Origin of the sequence: Rhodococcus sp. NPDC057135 (genome assembly GCF_042670865.1) — a bacterium.
Taxonomy (GTDB): domain Bacteria; phylum Actinomycetota; class Actinomycetes; order Mycobacteriales; family Mycobacteriaceae; genus Rhodococcus_F.
This window is the reverse complement of record NZ_JBHUUU010000006.1, coordinates 57,974-76,421: the sequence shown is the minus strand read 5'-3', so window position 1 is coordinate 76,421 and position 18,448 is coordinate 57,974. Positions and strand designations below refer to the sequence as shown.

At 61.8% G+C, this 18,448-nt stretch carries 19 protein-coding genes; 10 read left to right on the top strand and 9 right to left on the bottom strand.

Features of this window, described 5'->3' with window-relative positions:
- Positions 1-85: 85 nt before the first annotated feature.
- Positions 86-490: a PaaI family thioesterase gene (locus ACFT1A_RS13245; RefSeq protein ID WP_069145498.1), complete on the top strand. Its 405-nt coding sequence runs from the start codon at positions 86-88 to the stop codon at positions 488-490.
- A 1-nt stretch (position 491) separates the two neighbouring features.
- On the opposite strand, the gene ACFT1A_RS13240 is transcribed toward ACFT1A_RS13245, so the two are convergent.
- Positions 492-1,007: a MarR family winged helix-turn-helix transcriptional regulator gene (locus ACFT1A_RS13240; protein WP_230817536.1), complete on the bottom strand. Its 516-nt coding sequence runs from the start codon at positions 1,005-1,007 to the stop codon at positions 492-494.
- A 58-nt stretch (positions 1,008-1,065) separates the two neighbouring features.
- On the opposite strand from ACFT1A_RS13240, the gene ACFT1A_RS13235 reads away from it, so the two are divergent.
- Both ACFT1A_RS13235 and ACFT1A_RS13230 read left to right on the top strand, forming a co-directional pair.
- On the top strand, positions 1,066-2,499 hold the full coding sequence (locus ACFT1A_RS13235) for an FUSC family protein (protein ID WP_378447341.1): 1,434 nt from the start codon (positions 1,066-1,068) through the stop codon (positions 2,497-2,499).
- 75 nt (positions 2,500-2,574) lie between these two features.
- Positions 2,575-3,174: a TetR/AcrR family transcriptional regulator gene (locus ACFT1A_RS13230; RefSeq protein ID WP_378447340.1), complete on the top strand. Its 600-nt coding sequence runs from the start codon at positions 2,575-2,577 to the stop codon at positions 3,172-3,174.
- Between the two features lie 21 nt (positions 3,175-3,195).
- Here ACFT1A_RS13230 and ACFT1A_RS13225 read toward each other — a convergent pair whose 3' ends face one another.
- On the bottom strand, positions 3,196-3,636 hold the full coding sequence (locus ACFT1A_RS13225; protein ID WP_378447339.1) for a VOC family protein: 441 nt from the start codon (positions 3,634-3,636) through the stop codon (positions 3,196-3,198).
- A 175-nt stretch (positions 3,637-3,811) separates the two neighbouring features.
- Between ACFT1A_RS13225 and ACFT1A_RS13220 the strand changes: the two genes are divergently transcribed.
- The gene (locus tag ACFT1A_RS13220) at positions 3,812-4,975 is read left to right on the top strand and encodes an alpha/beta hydrolase family protein (protein WP_378447338.1); all 1,164 of its coding nucleotides are present in this window, start codon (positions 3,812-3,814) and stop codon (positions 4,973-4,975) included.
- Positions 4,976-5,039: 64 nt separating this feature from the next.
- On the opposite strand, the gene ACFT1A_RS13215 is transcribed toward ACFT1A_RS13220, so the two are convergent.
- Complete coding sequence (locus ACFT1A_RS13215) at positions 5,040-5,771, bottom strand: TetR/AcrR family transcriptional regulator (protein ID WP_378447337.1); 732 nt, start codon at positions 5,769-5,771, stop codon at positions 5,040-5,042.
- A gap of 284 nt (positions 5,772-6,055) precedes the next feature.
- On the opposite strand from ACFT1A_RS13215, the gene ACFT1A_RS13210 reads away from it, so the two are divergent.
- The 6 genes from ACFT1A_RS13210 (at position 6,056) to ACFT1A_RS13185 (ending at position 13,098) form a co-directional block, all read left to right on the top strand.
- Positions 6,056-6,940: an ABC transporter substrate-binding protein gene (locus ACFT1A_RS13210; protein ID WP_378447336.1), complete on the top strand. Its 885-nt coding sequence runs from the start codon at positions 6,056-6,058 to the stop codon at positions 6,938-6,940.
- Complete coding sequence (locus tag ACFT1A_RS13205) at positions 6,937-8,484, top strand: multicopper oxidase family protein (protein ID WP_378447335.1); 1,548 nt, start codon at positions 6,937-6,939, stop codon at positions 8,482-8,484. Before ACFT1A_RS13210 ends, ACFT1A_RS13205 begins: the two co-directional genes overlap by 4 nt.
- 10 nt (positions 8,485-8,494) lie before the next feature.
- Positions 8,495-8,842 carry a plastocyanin/azurin family copper-binding protein gene (locus ACFT1A_RS13200; protein ID WP_378447334.1) on the top strand — a complete coding sequence of 116 codons (348 nt, stop codon included), beginning with the start codon at positions 8,495-8,497 and terminating at the stop codon, positions 8,840-8,842.
- Between the two features lie 89 nt (positions 8,843-8,931).
- Positions 8,932-10,653, top strand: coding sequence for an ABC transporter ATP-binding protein (locus ACFT1A_RS13195; protein ID WP_378447333.1), 1,722 nt, complete (start codon positions 8,932-8,934; stop codon positions 10,651-10,653).
- Positions 10,650-12,383, top strand: coding sequence for an ABC transporter ATP-binding protein (locus ACFT1A_RS13190; RefSeq protein ID WP_378447332.1), 1,734 nt, complete (start codon positions 10,650-10,652; stop codon positions 12,381-12,383). The genes ACFT1A_RS13195 and ACFT1A_RS13190 overlap by 4 nt, the downstream gene beginning before the upstream one ends.
- Positions 12,384-12,408: 25 nt before the next feature.
- Positions 12,409-13,098 carry a vancomycin high temperature exclusion protein gene (locus tag ACFT1A_RS13185; RefSeq protein ID WP_378447331.1) on the top strand — a complete coding sequence of 230 codons (690 nt, stop codon included), beginning with the start codon at positions 12,409-12,411 and terminating at the stop codon, positions 13,096-13,098.
- Between the two features lie 95 nt (positions 13,099-13,193).
- Here ACFT1A_RS13185 and ACFT1A_RS13180 read toward each other — a convergent pair whose 3' ends face one another.
- The 6 genes from ACFT1A_RS13180 to ACFT1A_RS13155 form a co-directional block, all read right to left on the bottom strand.
- Positions 13,194-14,030, bottom strand: coding sequence for a methylamine utilization protein (locus ACFT1A_RS13180; RefSeq protein WP_378447330.1), 837 nt, complete (start codon positions 14,028-14,030; stop codon positions 13,194-13,196).
- A 73-nt stretch (positions 14,031-14,103) separates the two neighbouring features.
- Positions 14,104-14,427 carry a biphenyl 2,3-dioxygenase gene (locus ACFT1A_RS13175; RefSeq protein ID WP_378447329.1) on the bottom strand — a complete coding sequence of 108 codons (324 nt, stop codon included), beginning with the start codon at positions 14,425-14,427 and terminating at the stop codon, positions 14,104-14,106.
- Entirely contained in the window at positions 14,427-14,774 is a 348-nt protein-coding gene (locus ACFT1A_RS13170; protein WP_378447328.1) for a plastocyanin/azurin family copper-binding protein, read from the bottom strand. The genes ACFT1A_RS13175 and ACFT1A_RS13170 overlap by 1 nt, the downstream gene beginning before the upstream one ends.
- Before the next feature lie 27 nt (positions 14,775-14,801).
- On the bottom strand, positions 14,802-16,391 hold the full coding sequence (locus tag ACFT1A_RS13165; protein WP_378447327.1) for a multicopper oxidase family protein: 1,590 nt from the start codon (positions 16,389-16,391) through the stop codon (positions 14,802-14,804).
- Positions 16,388-17,707, bottom strand: a complete 1,320-nt coding sequence (locus ACFT1A_RS13160) for a hypothetical protein (protein ID WP_378447326.1) — start codon at positions 17,705-17,707, stop codon at positions 16,388-16,390. The genes ACFT1A_RS13165 and ACFT1A_RS13160 overlap by 4 nt, the downstream gene beginning before the upstream one ends.
- A complete protein-coding gene (locus tag ACFT1A_RS13155; RefSeq protein ID WP_029256402.1) occupies positions 17,704-18,375 on the bottom strand; it encodes a methylamine dehydrogenase light chain in 672 nt (223 codons plus the stop codon). The genes ACFT1A_RS13160 and ACFT1A_RS13155 overlap by 4 nt, the downstream gene beginning before the upstream one ends.
- Positions 18,376-18,448 lie beyond the last annotated feature (73 nt).

Sequence of the window (18,448 nt, the reverse complement as noted above, 5' to 3'; positions counted from 1 at the left end):
GGGAAATCCAACTTAGCACTTGACGGCACGTATTTCGGGGCGGAAGGTGAGTCGAGAAATCCAACCGAGCAGATGAGGGGTCGACATGACGGAATTGAATCTCGAGGCAGCAAGCGGATTTGTCAGTGCCGCCGGATTGCAACTGGACGAGGTCTCCGGCACCAAGGTTGTCGGGCACATCGATCTGTCCGAGGCACACCACACTCCGTGGGGCGTTGTCCACGGCGGCGTTTACACGACTGCCGTCGAGTCGGCCGCGAGCATCGGGGCGAGTACCGCAGTGGCGGACCGTGGCGAATTTGCCGTCGGAGTGCACAACGGAACGGATTTCCTGCGCGCCCGCACGGGTGGGCGCGTGGACGTCGTAGCTCTCCCGATTCAACAAGGACGGGTTCAGCAGTTGTGGTCGGTGGTCATCACCGATCCGGAATCGGGCAAAGAGGTGGCACGCGGTCAGGTGCGTTTGCAGAACGTACCGCTGCCGAAGTAGGTCAGTCCCAGATCCCCGAGTCGATGTTGAGTGAGATTCGTTTGAGCAGTGCCGTCAGTTGGGCTCGTTCGCTCTCGTCGAGTCCGGTCAGAACCTGACGGTCTCGCTCGACTCGTCGGGGAAACTCTGCCTCGACTAATTCGCGACCGGCATCGGTGAGTTGAAGCAGAACCACCCGCCCGTCGTGTTCGAAACGCTGGCGCTCGACAAAGCCCAGTTTGGCCAGGCGGTCGGCGTGTTTTGTGGTGGCGGCGCCGCTGACCATCGTGACGGCGGTGACCTCGCTCGCTCGCAGGGGACGGTCGCTGCGAGCGAGTGCGCTCATCACGTCGAATTCGGCTCGAGAGACTCCGCTCGATGCCAGCGCCCGGTCGAGCTGGTGGAGAGACTGCGCGTTGATGCGGGCGATCCGGCCCATCACCTCGACGGGAGCAGTGTCGAACTCGGGGTAGGCGCGCTTCCATTCGCGACGGACTTTGTCGATGAAGTCGTCTTCGGATCTGTTCGCCGCGCCCATGGCCCCATCTTAGCGACAGATTTCACATTACTTCACAAGTAATTTACTAGTGAAATAAATGTATGCTGGGTGGGTGACCCGAACCGAAACCGCAGCCAGGACGCCCAGCCGTCTCACTCATTCGAGTGAGGCCATTGCACATACCGTCTCCCGGGCGACGTGGCGAGCGGCTTTTCGTATCGGATCCGCGGACGCGACCATCGCCCCGGCGATCAGGGTCGGACTCGCCACCGCCGTAGTCCTCGTGGTCGGCGGACTGCTCGGGCATCGGGAATTGGCCGGCTTCGCGGCCTTGGGTGCGCTGTGTGCCGCTTTCGGCAGGTACGAGCCGTATCCACGGTTGGCCGGCAAGCTGGCAATGGTGGGCGCTGCACTGGTGGTTTCGATTGCCTTCGGCGGCGCCATGGGTGTCGCGGGCGTTCCGATATGGGTGCAGATCGGCATCCTGTCGTTGCTTGCCGGTGCGTCGTATTGCTTCATGTCGGGCTTCCGGATCACCGGGCCGGGGCCCGTCATCCTCGTCTTCGCAGCGACCGGTGCAGCCGGATATGCCTCCAGCGTCGATGATTTGGCGAGGTTGGTGACTGTCGGTGCGCTCGGAGTTCTGGTCGGGTGGATAGCCGCGATGCTTCCGGCACTCGTGTTGCCGATGGGACCTGCTCGCCTGGCAGTGGCTCGTGCCGTCTCTGCCGTCGGGCGCCTCGAACAGTCCGGCAAAGACGGAGTGGAGCCGGCACTCGCATCGATTGCCAACGCGCGCTTGGTCATTGCGTCGAGTGGCCGGATCAAGTCGACCGTCGATCACGGACGCGAACTGGTCGCAGTGCTCGACGAAGCAGAAGCGGCAGTTCAGGAGTGGCAGTTGCACGCCGACGCCACCCTGATTCGCAGCATCGCTCGGCACGAGAAGGAGCTTCGGAAGCTCAAGCGTTCCAGCATGATCGAACACGACCTCGCGCCGGCACAGACCCTGGCCGCACCCGAAGGCTATTTCCTCGAAGGATTGAATCGGCTGTATTCGCGCCCGGTGCGGATGAATGCTCTGCGCATCGTGGCAGCGTCGGCTCTGGCCGGTTGGCTCGCGGCGGGAGCCGGGTTGGAGCATCCACTCTGGGCGTCGATGGGTGCCATCGCAGCGATGCAGGGGCTGAACTACAAGCAGACCGTCCAGCGTGGGATTCAGCGGTTGGTGGGAAATGTCGGTGGCGCCGTCGTCGCTGCTGCTCTCATCGCATTGACGCTCGGCTACTGGCAAGCGGTTGCCGTGGTCGTGATTCTGCAAACCGCTGCGGAGCTGCTCGTGATCAAGAACTATGCACTGACATCACTGGCCGTCACCCCGATGGCACTGCTCCTCATCGGTTTCAGCGCTCCGATCGGGACCGAAGCGGCAGTGGCTCGCGTCGCGGACACCCTCATCGGCGTGGTGATCGGCGTTGTCGTCGCCGCAGTGACGATCAGTCGATCGGATCGCCAGCACGTCACCGTGTAACCGGTACTGCTGTGTTTCCGGTACTGCTGTGTTTCCGGTACTGCTGTGTTTCCGGTACTGCGTAGGCTCCTGCAGGTGGAGGACAGCACGCCGATCGACGGCCGGAAACTGCGTTACCAGCATCGCCGTGCCGAATTGCTCGAGCAGGTAACCGCGTATGTCACGGCGAACGGCGTCGGTGAACTGTCCATGCGGCCGTTGGCCAAGGATCTGGGGATCAGTCATGCGACACTCATCCATCATTTCGGTTCGAAGGAACAACTGCTCACTGAAGTAGTCGCCACCCTGCGAGACAGCTCTTCTCTCGACATCTCTTCCGGGACCGACATCGTCGAGATGTTGACGAGTTACTGGAATGGGCGCACATCAGCGGAATCGTTGCCGAACTTTCGATTGATGTTCGAGATCTACGGACAGGCGTTGTTGCATCCGGAGCGGTATCGCGAGTTTCTCGATCATGTGGTGGGGGACTGGTTGGGTGGTTTGGCAGATGCTGCGCTCGCACATGGATGTCCGCCCGATCGCGCTGATCGCTACGCGACGATCGTGTTGGCGCAGATTCGCGGGCTGACGCTCGATCTGGTGACCACCGGTGACCGCGTCAGAATCGACGCGGCGTTCGCCGAATTCGCGGCTGCGATGGGCGCTCTGGCCAGCTCGTGGAAGGCGATCTGACGGCCCAGTGGCCGTGACTCTTCAGGCGATCTGCTCGAACAGGGACACGATGATCCCTTCAGGCCCCCGGACGTAGGCCATTCGCACGCTGTTCTCGTACTCACCGATCCCGCCGATGAGCCCGTACCCGTCCGCAGCCACTGCGTCGACCGCCCCTTGGAGATCGCCCACCTCGAAAGAGACGTTGCGCAGCCCGATCTCGTTGGCCATCGGAGCAGGCGATCCGGGTATGTGGTCGGGCGTGACGAACGACGAGAGCTCCAGCCGTGACCCTTCGCCCGGCGGGCGCAGCATTGCGATTTCACACTTGGCTCCAGGGATACCGCAGACGGTTTCGACGAACTCACCCTCCACGGATCCGGTGCCCTCCAGTTCGAGGCCAAGTCCGACGAAGAACGCCGTCGCTGATTCGAGGTCCGCGACGGTGATGCCGATGTGGTCGAAACGCTGTACGTGTGCCATGGATCCATCCTCCTACTGTTTCTTCGTGCCGGTTCGATGCTAGGTCGGAGTCACGGCCGGGATTTCGACATGTCTTTATTGTCAAACTGCAAAATTTTGCTTGACCGATCGGTTAAACAAAATCTACGATAGCGTCCAACGAGGTCGCCCATCGCACGAACCGGAGTCGTCAGACGTGAAATTCCAGTCGAAGTCGTTCGCACGCATATCCATCGCAGCCCTCTGTGCTGCAACGATCGGCTCCGCCGTTGCTGCGCCCATCGCGTCCGCACAGGCACCGAGCGCGTCGCAAGCCACGGGCACTCTGGTGTCGAGTGAGCCGCTACCGAAAGATCTGTGGATTCCGGGCACCGCCGACGCCAAGCGATTCACCTACTGGACCATCGGTTCCAATGGCGGGCCCGCGCTGAGCAGTGGCGCCTACTACGTCCCGGCCGGTCCGGCACCGGAAGGTGGGTGGCCCGTCATCGCGTGGGCGCACGGCACCACGGGACTCGACGATTCCTGTGCCCCTTCGCTGGTCGGTCCCGGCCTGCCCGAGCGTGACTACCCCTACCTGGGGCGTTGGCTCTCCGAGGGCTACGCCGTAGTCGCCACCGATTACGTCGGTCTGGGAACACCGGGACTGATGCCGTATCTCGACGGAAAGGTGGAGGCGCACAGCGTCGTCGACTCGGTCAAGGCGGCTCGGGTGATCGACCCCACCATCTCGAATCGGTGGGCAGTGGTCGGGCAGTCGCAGGGCGGCGGTGCGGCCATCACGACGGCCCGCTACGCCACCGAATACGGTGGGGATTCTCTCGACTATCGCGGAGGTGTGGGTACCGGCGTGCCGGCCAACATCGAGTTGACGCTCCTGCCTGCAGGTCCGGGCTTCCCGCCCATCGCCCTCGGCGGCGGCTTGACCTCGTACGCGCTCTACATCCTCGCAGGCCTGCGCGAAGCGCACCCCGAGATCGACCTGAACTCGTACCTCAACGAACTGGGCAGGGAAAAGGTCGACTCGGCCGAAAAGCTCTGCGCCGCAGACTTGGACGAGGCGTCCAAGGATCTGGTGCTCGGTGACATCTTCTCCCGCCCGCTCAGTCAGATCCCGAACTTCCAGGGTCTGTTGAACGATTACATGGGTGTGCCGACGAGCGGATACGACCGCCCCATCTTCATCGGCCAGGGTCTATTTGACGTGGATGTTCCTGCACCATCGGCACTTTCGTTGGTGGCAGCGTTGGTCGCCAACGGTGAACCGGTCACCTTCAAGACCTACAACACCGATCACAGCGGTGCTTTGGTCGAATCGCAGGCCGACACGATTCCGTTTGTCGCGAACCTGTTCCGTTAGGCCTACCGAGAATCCGGACCATCCGAGGGGTCGCTGTCGCGTAAGTGCGACAGCGACCCCTCGGTCATTTCTGTGACTCCTTGATTGCGTCCAGTCGCGCTTCGAGACCGTCGAGGACGCGGTCGAGTGTGTAGCGATAGTGTTCTGCCCGTGTCGCTTCCGCAGTATCCGGTGGTCCCGCGAACTTCCCGATCAGTGTCTCCATCGATGAACGGGGATCGGCGGGCCCGTCGTTGCTCAGTCGTTCCAGCATCGCGCTGTGATCGGGTGAAGGCTGACCGCTGGGAATGCGCCTGGCGTCGTTCATGGCGATCAGCGTGGTTGTCGAGGTGAAGGCGACGGTGTAGGCCTGGGCGGCTTCCGCTCCGAACCCGGCGTCTGTCAGCGATGCCAATCCGGCCTCCATGAGTACGCGGCTGCGCTCGGTGGCAACTCCGTTCATCAGCAGCCACTGCGCCGCGCCTGGACACTCGATCAACGCTTCTCGCATCTGCAAGAGCAGATGTGTCAACCATTGACGCCAATCTTCTTCTGCGGATGGCACGTTCACGGCCGACATCGCACTGTCGACCACCGCCGCCGAGAGTGCTTCGCGATCTCCGACGAGTCGATAGACGACGGAGAACGACGTATCGAGTTCGCCGAGCAGCTGCCGCAGCGACCAGCCATCGACTCCGTGCTCGCGACTGAGCCCGAACGCAACGGTCAGCACTGCGTCCGCAGTGATCCCGGTGTTGTAACTCCGGCGGCGCTGTGATTTCGCGGCGGGCTTCTTGTCAGGTGATGGCGCAGTCATGGTCCGACCGAGCATAGCGGCGTCGGATCGGGTCGCGTAGTCGGCGCAAGCGATTGACGGATGAACTTAGGTGAGGTTTACTTGCCAAATCCGAGCAGTGCTCGGATTTGTGCGAACCTCCCGATTTTTCGAAGCTGAAGGACACCATGAAGTTGAAAACGCGACCCGGCTATCTATCAAGGCTGGGTGCTTCGCTGCTGGTCAGTGTCGTTGCCCTGACTGCGGCCGCCTGTAGCTCCAGTGAGGCAGGGCCGACGACGGAACCGGTAGAGGGAACGCATGCTGTGTCCCACGAATTCGGTGAGACGTCGGTTCCGGACGACCTACGGCGGGTTGTTTCCCTGGACGAGTACGCCGCACTCGGTCTCCTTGCCGTCGGCATTACGCCCGACGTGGTCTTCACGTCGTGGGGATCGGAGATCGGCCAGGATATCCTGGCGTCAGCTGGTACCGAGGTGGTCACAGTGCCGCCGCTCGGTGCACCCCCGATCGAGCAGGTCCTCGCCCAGGATCCGGGACTGGTCATCTTCACGTCGATGGGTGATCGGAGCTACTACGACTCCCTCGCATCGACCGTCCCCACAGTGCCGGTCCCGGCCGTCACCACTGCGTGGCGTGAGAATCTTGCCTTCTTCGGTCGCGCTTTCGATCGTCAGGCGGTCGCCGACAAGTTGACTGGCGCTTTGGAGAGCAAGATCGCTGACGTCTCTGCTCACTCCGGTGGTGAAGCGAACACAGTATCGGTGTTGATGAGCAGTTCAGGAATTCTCGCCACCACCACCGAACAGGCACCGCCGTCGTTGTTGTTGGCGGAGAGCGGCTTCGGGCGTCCGGAATCCCAGCGAGCCAACGCCGCTGGAGGTCTGCCGTATGCACCCCTGTCCGACGAAGCAATCCCGGCGCAGGACGCTCGGATCGTGGCCGTGTTCGACGAGGGCGTGTACGAGTTCGGCAAGGTTGCCGGTGTTCCCGGATTCTCGAGTCTTCCAGCGGTGCAGGAGAACCGAGTGGCCAAAGTCAACGGAGACATGTGGCTCGCTACTCATCCTTTCGCCACCTTCTGGATGATCGAGGACATGGATGCCATGGCTGCGGGCAATCTGGCTGGTGCGGGTACCGAATCCGTTGCCGCGAAGCGCTATCAGGATTTCACGGCGCTGACGGCATGAGTTCGAGTGCGTTGAGTCGGCGTCTGGCTCTGAAATGGGGAGCGTTGACGCTCGGCTCTGCGGCTCTGAGTTCGGCGGCATTGAGTGCGTGCAGCCGTGGTTCGGCGAACGAAACCAGTTCCGAAATTTCGCCGTTCGACGACGAGGTTCGTGCTGCCGAGCAATTGCGTTTTCGTAGCGGACATACAGTCGAACGAAACCTGACATCTACGCCGGCTCGGGTGAGCCTGGGCGGTAGAGAGGTCGACACGTGGTCGTACGGCGCAGAAGCGGTGGGCCCGGAGATCCGAATCTCCAAGGGAGACCGGCTCAAAGTTCGGTTGCAGAACAATCTTCCGGCGGAGACCTCGGTTCACTGGCACGGCATTGCGATCCGCAACGACATGGACGGTGTCCCGCCGATCACCCAGGAACGAATCCAACCAGGCGCGGAATTCACCTATGACTTCGTGGCCCCGGACCACGGAACCTACTGGTACCACTCTCATTCAGGGTTGCAGGCTGATCGAGGGCTCTTCGGTGCGCTCGTGGTCGAGGACCCGAACGATCTGACCGGCGCAGACGAGGACGTTGTCATCGTGATCGACGACTGGCTCGACGGGCTGGGAACAACCCCGGATGCAGTTCTTCGTGCATTGTCTCCGGAAGTGCAGGGAGGACACCACGGGCACGGTGGAACCCCGCCGGAAGTCGACGATGCAGAGATCGACTCTGCTGCAGTACTTCTTGCGGGCGGGCACGGAAGTTCGACGGCGCTCGGCGGAATGGCAACGCACATCACCTACCCCTTGCATCTGATCAACGGACGACCGGCGGAAGATCCGTTTGTCGTCAGTGCGCCGGCCGGAACGCGGCTCCGACTACGGGTGATCAATGCCGGGGCGGAGACTCCGTACCGTTTCTCGGTTGCCGGGCACGAGTTGACCGTTGTCAGCGCTGACGGGCAGGACGTCGCTCACGCAGTCGGAGAGGAGATTCTGATCGCACCCGCGCAGCGATACGACGTATTGGTGACGGTGCAGTCCGATTCGTGGCCTATTGCCGCGAAGGTGGAAGGGAAGCCAGGTGGAGCCGCGTGCCTGCTCCGGACACCGGATTCGGTAGCGAGCGTCGATCTGACTTCTCCTGCAGTGCTGTCAGGTTCCGGCGGTCGACTCGTTCTGGAATCGGAGCTTCGCTCGTCAGGCGCACGGGAACAGAGGGTGCCGGATCGTGAGTATTCGGTGGATCTCATTCAGGCCGGCGATCGATATGTCTGGGGAATGGCGGGCGCCGATGCAGGTCGGTTGATCATGAAGCAGGGCGAGCGGATACGAATCGTCATGAACAACAACACCGATATGTGGCACCCGATGCACACCCACGGCCACACCTTCTCGGTTCCCTCGTACGGTGGGCTTCGCCGAGACACCGTGATCTCGCTTCCGCGTACACAATTGGCGATCGACTTCGACGCCGACAATCCAGGACGGTGGATGTTCCACTGTCACAACGCGTACCACTTCGAGGCCGGGATGACTGCCGACCTCCACTATGTTCGATGAGGAGAGTGCAATGTCAGTTCGCACCGGGTTGACCACATTGATCGCTGTTGCAGCGGTGTTCACACTGACGTCGTGCGGTGACGATTCGACGGGATCTACCGAGCAAGCACCGGTCGAGATCTCGGTGAAGAACCTTGCGTACACACCGGGCTCCGTCACGGTACACAAAGGACAGACCGTCACGTGGATTTTCGAGGACCAGGGTATGCCACACGATGTCGTGTTCGCGGAACTGGGGACCAAGAGTGAACTGCAAGGAAGTGGAACCTACAGTCAGACCTTCGACAAAGTGGGAACCTTCACGTACACGTGCACACCACATCCGAACATGACCGGCACGATCATCGTCGAAGAGTGAGTGGCGCAATGAAAGTGAATGAGGCTGCAGCCTCGAAAGATTCGACTGGTCTCGTCGACCGAGACGCTTTGGGCAGGATGATCGCGCCCGTGAGAAATCGACTCCTGCTGGGGGCTGGTTTGTCGGCGCTGTCGGTGCCGCTGCGTTTCCTGCCCTACGTAGCGGTGGTCGAGATCGCGCGAGTGCTTCTGACCGACGCGTCGTTGAATCTGGTCTGGTGGTGGGCCGCGATCGGCGCAGCGGGCACAACTCTCGGTTTTGTCGTCTACAACGCGGCCCTGACGGTGTGTCACACTGCCGACGCGCATTTCAAGTACTCGATCCGCTCGCGTATCGCTCGGCATCTGTCTCGAGTTCCTCTGGGCTGGTTCGCAAACGGCGGAACCGGCGAAGTGAAACAAGCGATGACCGACGACGTCAAACGGATGCATCTCCTCGTCGCCCATCTTCCCGCCGACGTGGTGCCTGCCATCCTGTCGCCGCTAGTGGCTCTGGTCTATCTGGTGGCGATCGACTGGAAGTTCAGCCTGGTCCTGGTGGGCTACATCGGAGTGTGTCTCGCTCTTGCCGCGCCGTCGATGCGCAGAGCGTATCGAACGAACGTCGACTCGTGGAATCGCGCCATGTCGACATTGACCTCTGCAACAGTCGAACTGGGTGACGGTATCGAGGTCGTCAAGACCTACGGGAATGGGAGTCGAGCGTTCGCGCGCTACTCGAGCGCAGTCGATTCGATGGTCGCGGTGTGCGTGCGATGGATGTCGGGGATGGGAAGACCGGTGGTCGCGATGTCGATCCTTCTCTCGCCGGCGGTACTCATCGTGGTTATCACGGGGTCGGGGATCGCACTGCTCTCCGGGGGTTGGGTTACCCCGGTAGCTCTGGTGGCTTTTCTCGTCGTCGGAATAGGCGTTCCATCTTCGGTTCTCCACCTGGGAACGATGGCCAACCTCTACCGCGAAGGCCAACTCGGAGCGACCCACGTCGAGAGCATTCTCGGCGAAGAAGAGCTGGCTGAACCCCGGGAGCCGGTCTCGGCTCGCGGTACCTTGGTTGAATTCGACTGCGTCGGATTCGAGTACACCACTGGACAGCGCGTCCTCGAGAACATCTCCTTCGAGATGCAACCGGGCACCGTCACCGCGATAGTCGGACCGTCCGGCTCCGGAAAGACCACGTTGGCGCGTCTACTTCCGCGGTTCTGGGACGTGACGGATGGATCTATTCGCCTCGGTGGAAGCGATCTACGAGATCAGTCCAGTCGTGAAGTCTTGAAATCGATGGCTATCGTCTTCCAGGATGTTGTGCTCTTGCGGGACACTGTGCGCGAGAACATTCGGCTCGGCAGACCAGATGCAACGGATTTGGAAGTGGAGACAGCGGCGAAGCGGGCGCAAATTCATGACGTGATCATGCGACTGCCAGACGGGTACGACACCGAGATCGGTGGGAGTTCGGGTGGGGAGCTCTCAGGTGGGGAGAAGCAACGCCTGACCATCGCCCGCGCCATCCTTCAGAACCCGCCGATCGTCATCCTGGACGAGGCGACCTCGCAGGCCGATCCCCACAGCGAATCGGCCGTTCAACGAGCATTGGGTGAGATCAGTGCAGACGGCGGCACCATGATGGTGATTGCTCATCGCCTGCACACCATCCGATACGCAGACCAGATACTCGTTCTCGACGACGGACAAATCGTGGAAAAGGGTACGCACGACCAGTTGTCGGAGCTCGGGGGAACCTACGCGCGGATGTGGGCGCTCCAGAACCCCCTCAGCGAGGACATATCTCCGCGAGAGGTGCTGCAATGATTCGAGACCTGGACGAGATCCTCGGGCGCGACAATGGGATGCGAGGTCAGATAGCAGGTTTCACGCTGGCGGGGATACTCGAAGGCATCGTCTTCGCTCTGATGATTCCGATACTGAAAGCAGTTGTTGGCGGCGACTACGACGCTGCAGTTCCGTGGGTTGTCACGGCGGCTTTCGTGGCGGCGGTCTGTGGCGCTGTCCGGTGGATCGCCGAGAATCGTGCGTACCGCATCGGAATCGAGCGTTTTGCCGGTGGAATCATGCACCGACTGGGCGAACATCTGGTGCAGATTCCGCTCGGGTGGTTCAGTAAGGCAAACCGTGGAGCGTTCACTCGCCTGGTCACCGAGGGCACGGCGATCTTGATGAGCATCCCGGGGATGATCATCGCGCAACTCGTCACTGTCACCGTGACTCCCGCGACCGTGGCGATCGCTGTCCTGTTCGTGGACTGGCGACTGTCCCTCGCGATGGTCGTGTTTGTTCCACTGGGAATTCGGGCTTACCGCAATGTGCAGCGGGCGGTTGTGCCCGAATACGAGACGATTGGCAAGAGCGAATCCGAGTTGGCGTCGCGCGTCGTCGAATATGCACAGGCACAGCAAGTTCTACGCTCGGCCGGAAAGAGCGACGAAGGCTGGAATCGGCTGGACGATGCTCTTGTGTCCAATCGGGATGCGCACCTGCAGGAAATCGGTTCGGTCGACAAGTATCTGCTGCGATTCATGATCGTCGTTCAGGTTGCCTTTCTCACCGTGCTGGCGCTGGCGGCACTGCTGGTCACCACCGGGTCCATCGACACCGCAAGCGTGATAGTTGTTCTCGTGTTGGCCGTGAGGTTCGTGGAGCCGATGCAGATGCTCGCAGGGTTTGGCGAAGGGATCTCACTGGCTCGGGTGTCGCTCGGATCCGTCCGAGAGATGATCGGCGTACCGGTGCTGGCGGAGCCCGAGGTATCGAAAGAGCCCACGTCGTACGATATTCGGTTCGATTCGGTCTCCTTCGGCTACGGGTCCGTCTCCGTGATCCGCGACCTCAGTCTCGAGTTCCCGGAAAGTTCGGTCACCGCTTTGGTCGGCCCTTCCGGTTCCGGAAAGACCACGCTGGTTCGGCTGATCTCGAGATTCTGGGATGTCGACGAAGGAACGGTATCGATCGGGGGAGCGGATGTTCGCGAGATCGGAACGCGTGCGCTGATGACGCGGATATCGACTGTCTCGCAGCAGGTTTACCTGTTCGACGGAACCATTCTGGAAAACGTTCGGTTGGCGAGACCGGATGCCACGGAGTCGGAGGTCCGCCAAGCAGTGAGCGATTCCCGACTCGGCGAAGTGATCGATCGTCTGCCGAGCGGTGAAGAGACAAGGGTGGGTGAAGGTGGATCACTGCTGTCCGGTGGTGAACGTCAGCGGGTCTCGATTGCGCGGGCATTCCTCAAAGACACTCCGATCGTTCTCCTCGACGAAGCAACTTCTGCCCTCGACGGAGAGAACGAAGTCGCGATCACCGAGGCGATTCACCGCTTGGCTCGTGGTCGGACCGTCGTGGTGATCGCTCATCGCCTGTCGACTATTCAGGGAGCAGATCACATCGTCTACCTCGAAGACGGTGGGGTCGAGGAGGTCGGTACCCACGAAGACCTGATCGCGCGAGGTGGAAAGTACTCGGATCTGTGGGCCGAGCGCAGTGGCGCGGAGGGATGGAGGATCGACCGAGCACCTGAGCGGTGAAGAAACCGTGTGGTTTGATCGACGAATGGACGAAGCCGCTGCAGATCCAGTGAAACCGCCGCGGAAGCGCAGGTGGCCTCGTTGGGTCGCGGGTATCGCCGTGCTCGGAGCGGTTGTCTACGCGGGCTCGATCGTCTGGATTTCCGTCGCGTCGGCCGGCCATACGTCGGACGCAGCGGAAGCTCCCGAGGCTCCGGTGGTGATCGTGCTGGGCGCGCAGATCAAGGACGGCAAGCCGATGGCGTTCCTGAAGGGACGGCTGGACGCAGCCGTCGAGCTGGTGGAGGCGGGGAAGGCAAGAGCGGTCCTGGTCTCCGGCGACGCGAACGGCGGCTCGGGTGACGAGATCGCGGCGATGACGAACTACCTGGTGGAGCAGGGAATCGATGAGCGTCGCATCGTGGGGGATCCGTACGGCCTCGATACTTATGACACCTGCTTTCGAGCCATACATACGTATGGTGTCACCAGGGCGTTGATCGTCACTCAGGGGTATCACGTGCCCCGCGCTGTAGCGCTGTGCCGAGACGTCGGCATCGACGCAGACGGTGTGAACAGCGATTGTGGGTGCGCAACTCCGACGCTGATCAAGAACGCCGCGCGGGAGTGGGTCCTTGCCAAGCCCAAGGCAGCGCTGGACATGCTGTGGAGTCGGGACGCAAAGGTGACGTCGCCGTCGGAGGATTCGGTCCAGACGGCGCTGTCGGTGTCCTGACGCGCTGAGAGTGCGCACAGTTTGTGTCGAGCGAACACACGCTCCGGGGAGTGGGAGCGTGTGTTCACTCGACGCACAGGGTGCTAGGTCGACAGTCAGATCAGTGCTGCTGCGGCAAATGCTCCAAGTGCTATCAGCGCAGCGCCGGTGACGCTCTGCACTCGACGGTCCACGACGCACATGATCGAGAGGAATCCCGGCATCGAGCCACCGCGCTTGGTGTGCACGATTGCCGCGAGGCTGGGCATACAGCGGCCAAGGGAAACGACCGTGAACAGCGCCGCACCGAGTGCCGGCGAACCCGAGGCAATGACGCCGAGCGCCAGGAGGTAGTACGCACTCGACCGGATGAAGATCAGAAATCCCGGGCCGATGATCGCACCGAAGAGCAGCGAGACCTTCCATGGCGCCATGCTGCGGCGCAGGTGACGCGGAAGCTGTTGGCGCCGCATCGGAGTCGGCATATTGGCTGCGCCCAACTCGTGCAGCCCGTACGCAACCGCGACGACGGCCCAGACGCCTAGCGCCCAGCCGACCGGGACGTAGCCGGACACCGCCGCTCCGATCGCGCCGATCAGTGCGCCGGTGACGGCTCCTGTCGTGACGGAACCCAGTGCGTGCCAGCCGAGTCGGCGTACCGGAGTCGAGGATCCCTTTCGGTGAGCTTGCTTCGGAGCGGCAACAACTCCGGCAACGGACATGCCGCACGTCGACCAGTTGGCGGCCAGCGAGGTGACCAGCCCGGCTCCGACAACGGCAGTGGTCAAAGCTGTTGTTGCAGAGGGTGCAGCCACGAGTGCAATGCCGGCACCCGCGGCCGCACCCGCCGCGATGAGGCTGGCACGAGTTGCGGTCCCGACCGAGCCGTGAAGGGTTGGCCGGATGTCGGGGACATCGGTCTGGAGCGGGCCGTGTGAGAGAACGGTAGTCATCAGATCCTCCAAAATGTGTGTGGTTCAATGAAAGTAGTGAGCCAATCTCACAGCGAAAAAGGTTGAGCCAGAGTCACAGCACTGTGATGGCTCCGATCATGTACGGGTGTACGGAGCACGAGTATTCGTAGACGCCGGCGCTCTCGAACGTGTGCCGGTATGCGCCGTCCCCGGTGATGCCGCTGTCGAACAGGCCGGGCGACTCGACGTGATGCAGGAGTCCACCGTCGTCGAAGCGCCACTCGACGGTGCCGCCACGCTCTACTGTGACGTCCATCGGACTGAACTGAACATTGCTGATCTCGACCACCACGTCGGGGACGGGATCTTTTGTGCCGCATGCTGGAACACACGTTGCGGCGACGGCGAGGCCGAAGCCGGCGATCCACCTCCTCACTATTGAACGATCACGGTGCCCACCATCATCGGGTGGGGCGTGCAGTGGTAGGTGAAAGTTCCGGCGTCGTCGAACGTGTAGGAGAAGGTCCCCTCGGTGAGCAACTCGCTCTTCAGTTTCCCGTCGAGTTCACCGTTGCCGACCACATCGTGGGGGAGTCCGCTGTCGTCGAACTTCCATTCGACGGTCTGTCCCTTCTCGATGGTGACCGATGCCGGTGTGTACGCCATGTTCTTCACCTCGATCACGACGGCAGGTTCGTCCGACGACGCACCTGCATCACTACTGCAGGCGGTGAGGCTCAAGGCAGCGCACGCGGCGAGGAAAGCGGGAACGAGTTTCTTCATGAGGGGTTCTCTCCATTCTTCAACTTGTCAGCGGACGTAACGCAGATTTGCCGTCATGCCGGCTTCGAAGTGGTAGGCGTTGTGGCAGTGGAACATCCACTCGCCGGGATTGTCAGCGTCGAACTCGATGGCAAGCTCGGCACCTGGTAGGACGTTGACGGTGTCGCGGCGAAGTCCGCCGTAGTCCGGTACCGCAAACGTGTGGCCGTGGGTATGCATGGGGTGCCACATCGTGGAGGTGTTCTTCATCGTGATGCGAACCCGTTCGCCCTGTTTCATGACGAGCTTGCCCGCATCGGCACCCGCCATGCCCCAGACGTAACGATCTCCGGCTTGGATCAATTCGATGTGGTAGTCGCGGTCGGGTGACCTCGTCTGGAGACGTACGGATTCCGCTGGTCGTAGCGCACTTTCGGGTACCAGCCTGCCGGCCAGTTCCGAGAGGTTGCCGCCCACATCCGGATTCGCGAGAGCCAAGGCGTCAGTGCTCCGCAGGACGGTCGATGCGTAACCATCTCGACCCTCGACCTTCGCGACCACCGGCCACGTTCCCGATTTCACCGTCACCAGTACGTCGTAGCGTTGGGCCATGCCGACGATGATGGTGTCCGCAGGAGTTGGCACCACGTCGTAGCCGTCGGTGGCGACAATCGTCATCTCGTGTCCGGCCACGGCAAACCGGTACGGAGTTTCGGCTGCCGCGTTGATGATTCGTAGTCGAAGGGTCGAACCAGGCGCTGCACTGATGACAGCAGGATCATTGGGTGGTCGCCCGTTGATCAAGTGCAGTGGATACGCGATGTGTTGAGTCATTCCGCCGAGAGCCGCGGAAGAACCGTGTCCGCCGCTCACCAACTGTTGCGCGACGGACATGTCGGCTTCAGAGTGTTCTGCCGGAGTTGTTGCCCCACCGCCGTGTCCGCCATGCCCGCCCGAAATTGCCGGGTTCAGGGCCATCAGGACGGAATCCGGGGTGGTACCCAATCCGTCGAGCCAGTCGTCGAGGACCAGAACGGCATCGGCGTCGGCTCCGCTGGAGTCGTTCGGGTCCTCGACGATCATGGCACCGAAGAGTCCCCGATCGGCTTGTAATCCGCTGTGCGAGTGGTACCAGTACGTTCCCGGATCCGGTGCGATGAAGTTGTAGGAGAAACTCGAGCCGACGCCGATGGGAGCCTGCGTGGTGGGTGCAGCGCCGTCCATGTCGTTGCGGATTCGAATTCCGTGCCAGTGCAGCGTCGTTTCGGCCTCGAGACCGTTCTGGACGGAAGCATTGACACGGTCTCCGGACTTCAGGCGAAGCTCCGGAGCCACCGCAGCGCCTCCGTACGTCCACGTGTCCACCAGACGACCGCCGAGATCGACCGTCGAGAATCCGGCGGTCAGGGCAAACGCAGCGGTGGTTCCGTTCCAGGTCCGGGCCGATTCGGCTGCAGCAACTTCGGCGTCGGTGGGCAGGATGTAGTCGAGATCGGTCGTGGACGTCGGAGTTGCTGCAGTGGAACTGCATCCGGCGATCGTTCCAACAGCACCGAGCCCGAGTGCTCCGGCGCCGAGTGCTCCCAAACTCAGGAAACGGCGCCGGCCCATCACCACATCGGATCCGGGACGACTCATCGGAGTACTTCTGGTGTGATCAACCCACTGACATCGCCGACGTTGCCCGAGACATCGACAGAACTGACCTGCTCACCGGTGGTCGCCTTGTAGCCCACGATCTTCTGCGGTGCAGAACCTTCGACTTCCGGCCCCGTACCCAGCACGTAGAACGTAGCGCCGTCGACGGAGAAGGTCATGCTCTTGATGTCCGTCAGGCCGAGGTCTGCGAGCGTCAGACTTTTCACCGGGGCGTAGTTCGCGGCGTCGGACAAGTCGATCTTGACCAGTGAGCCTCCGCGAGCGGAGTCCGGATGAATGGCCGTATCCGTGTACGCGATTGCGAGCCGGGTTGCGTCGGCGTTGATGACGTTCTCCGAGAATCGACCCGAATCCTGCCCGGCGTTCCCGATCGGCTTGACAACTTCCTGAGGCAGTCCGTTGGAGAAGTCGAAAACGTAGACATCGCCGTTCTCACTGACCAGCAACGCTTTTTGTGCTTCCGATGCCCAGGTGACCTTGCGTGTGGAGACAAAATCTTCGGGTAGGACCTTGCTTCGGGCGGTTTCCTTCGGAACACCGTCGTCACCGATCGTGACGTGCAGCAGTTCTCGGGTGTCCTCACATACGCTGTACAACTCGTGCCCGACCATCCACGTGAACGGGCCACAACCGACTATCTGGAGCGCACCGGTCGCTTCCTTCTTCTCGAGGTCGACCACCCGGATGCCGTACAACCCGTCATCCCAGGTGACAAAGAACTTGCCGTCGGAGGTCACGGCATTGGAGCCGGAACGGGAATGCACGCGTGCGACGTCCGGAAGCATGACCTCGGCGGGTTCCAGCAGATTTCCCGAGTAGGTGCTGACTGTGAAATCTGCTGCGCCGCGTGAACCTCTGGGACGCCACACCTCCGCCGCGAGAACCGCAGGGTCTTCGGCAGAATCCCCGACAAATCCGTGAATGACCGGATCCCAGATTCCCGGACCGACGGTAATTCGACTCTCGGCCACACCGGTTTTCGGATCGATCACATTGACACTGAGCTCGAGCTGGCCGAATCCGCCCTCGACGCCCAGCAGGCGGTCAGCTGCGATCGGCGTGATCGAACCGACGTGCAGTGGTTCGGGAATGGTATCGCCGATTTCCTGGTCGTCGTGCCCGAGTGAGATCCCCTCGCCCGGGGCGGTGAACGGAACTGTCGGATAGGTGACATCGCCTGCGCTGGAAGTTTCTTCGTTGTCGGACGAACTGCATCCGGCCAGCGCGAGTACGACGGTGAGTGGAATGACGGCAACGGCTGGGCGCGCCAGTTTTCGGGTTAGTGAACTGCTCATGATCCGGCACCGACCTTGGGGCGCTCGGCGGGTCGAGTCTGGCAGTCCTCACCGATGATGGGCGCCATCGTGCAGGTGTATGCCTGAGACTCGTCGGAGACACACCAGATGATTTCCTGGTCGTAGCTTCCGGAGACCGGGTTGTACATCACGGCCTGCATGTCCGGTTCGCCGCAGAAGGCGTTGGAACACGAAGGCGCGCCGCAGCAGTCGTAATAGGCGATCAGATAGGTCTTGCCGGTATCAGGGTTGGTGCAGCATCCAACCCAGAACTCTGCGCCGGGCTTGCTGCCGGGCGCACAGGTGGTGACACCGCCGCCGTTGCATGCGGCACAGGATGTTCCGTCCATGTTGCACCAGCGCCAGTACTCGCACTCGGCTGGATCCTTGCCGTCGTAGACGGGGACAAGAGGCTCCGGACCGGGCGCCGGCGCAGGAACTTCGGGCTCCTGGGCGAAGGCGCTGCGAGTCACGGGAAGCGTGCTGATCAGTGCCACCCCTGACACACCCATGGTCCACTTGCCGATCCGACTGATCATCGAGCGCCGCGAAACTCGTTCGGAGAGTTTGCGCCCCGTTCGGCTGGTGAGCGAGCCGCCCTGGCCCGCCATCCATTCGGCCTGGGCCTGAACTGTCGCCTCGTCGACGGGATATCGATTCTCCGTCATGTTGTGCTGTGGGAATTCATTGTCGTCCAACGATTTTCTCCTGATTCGTGAAGAGGATCGAACTGTGCAGGAA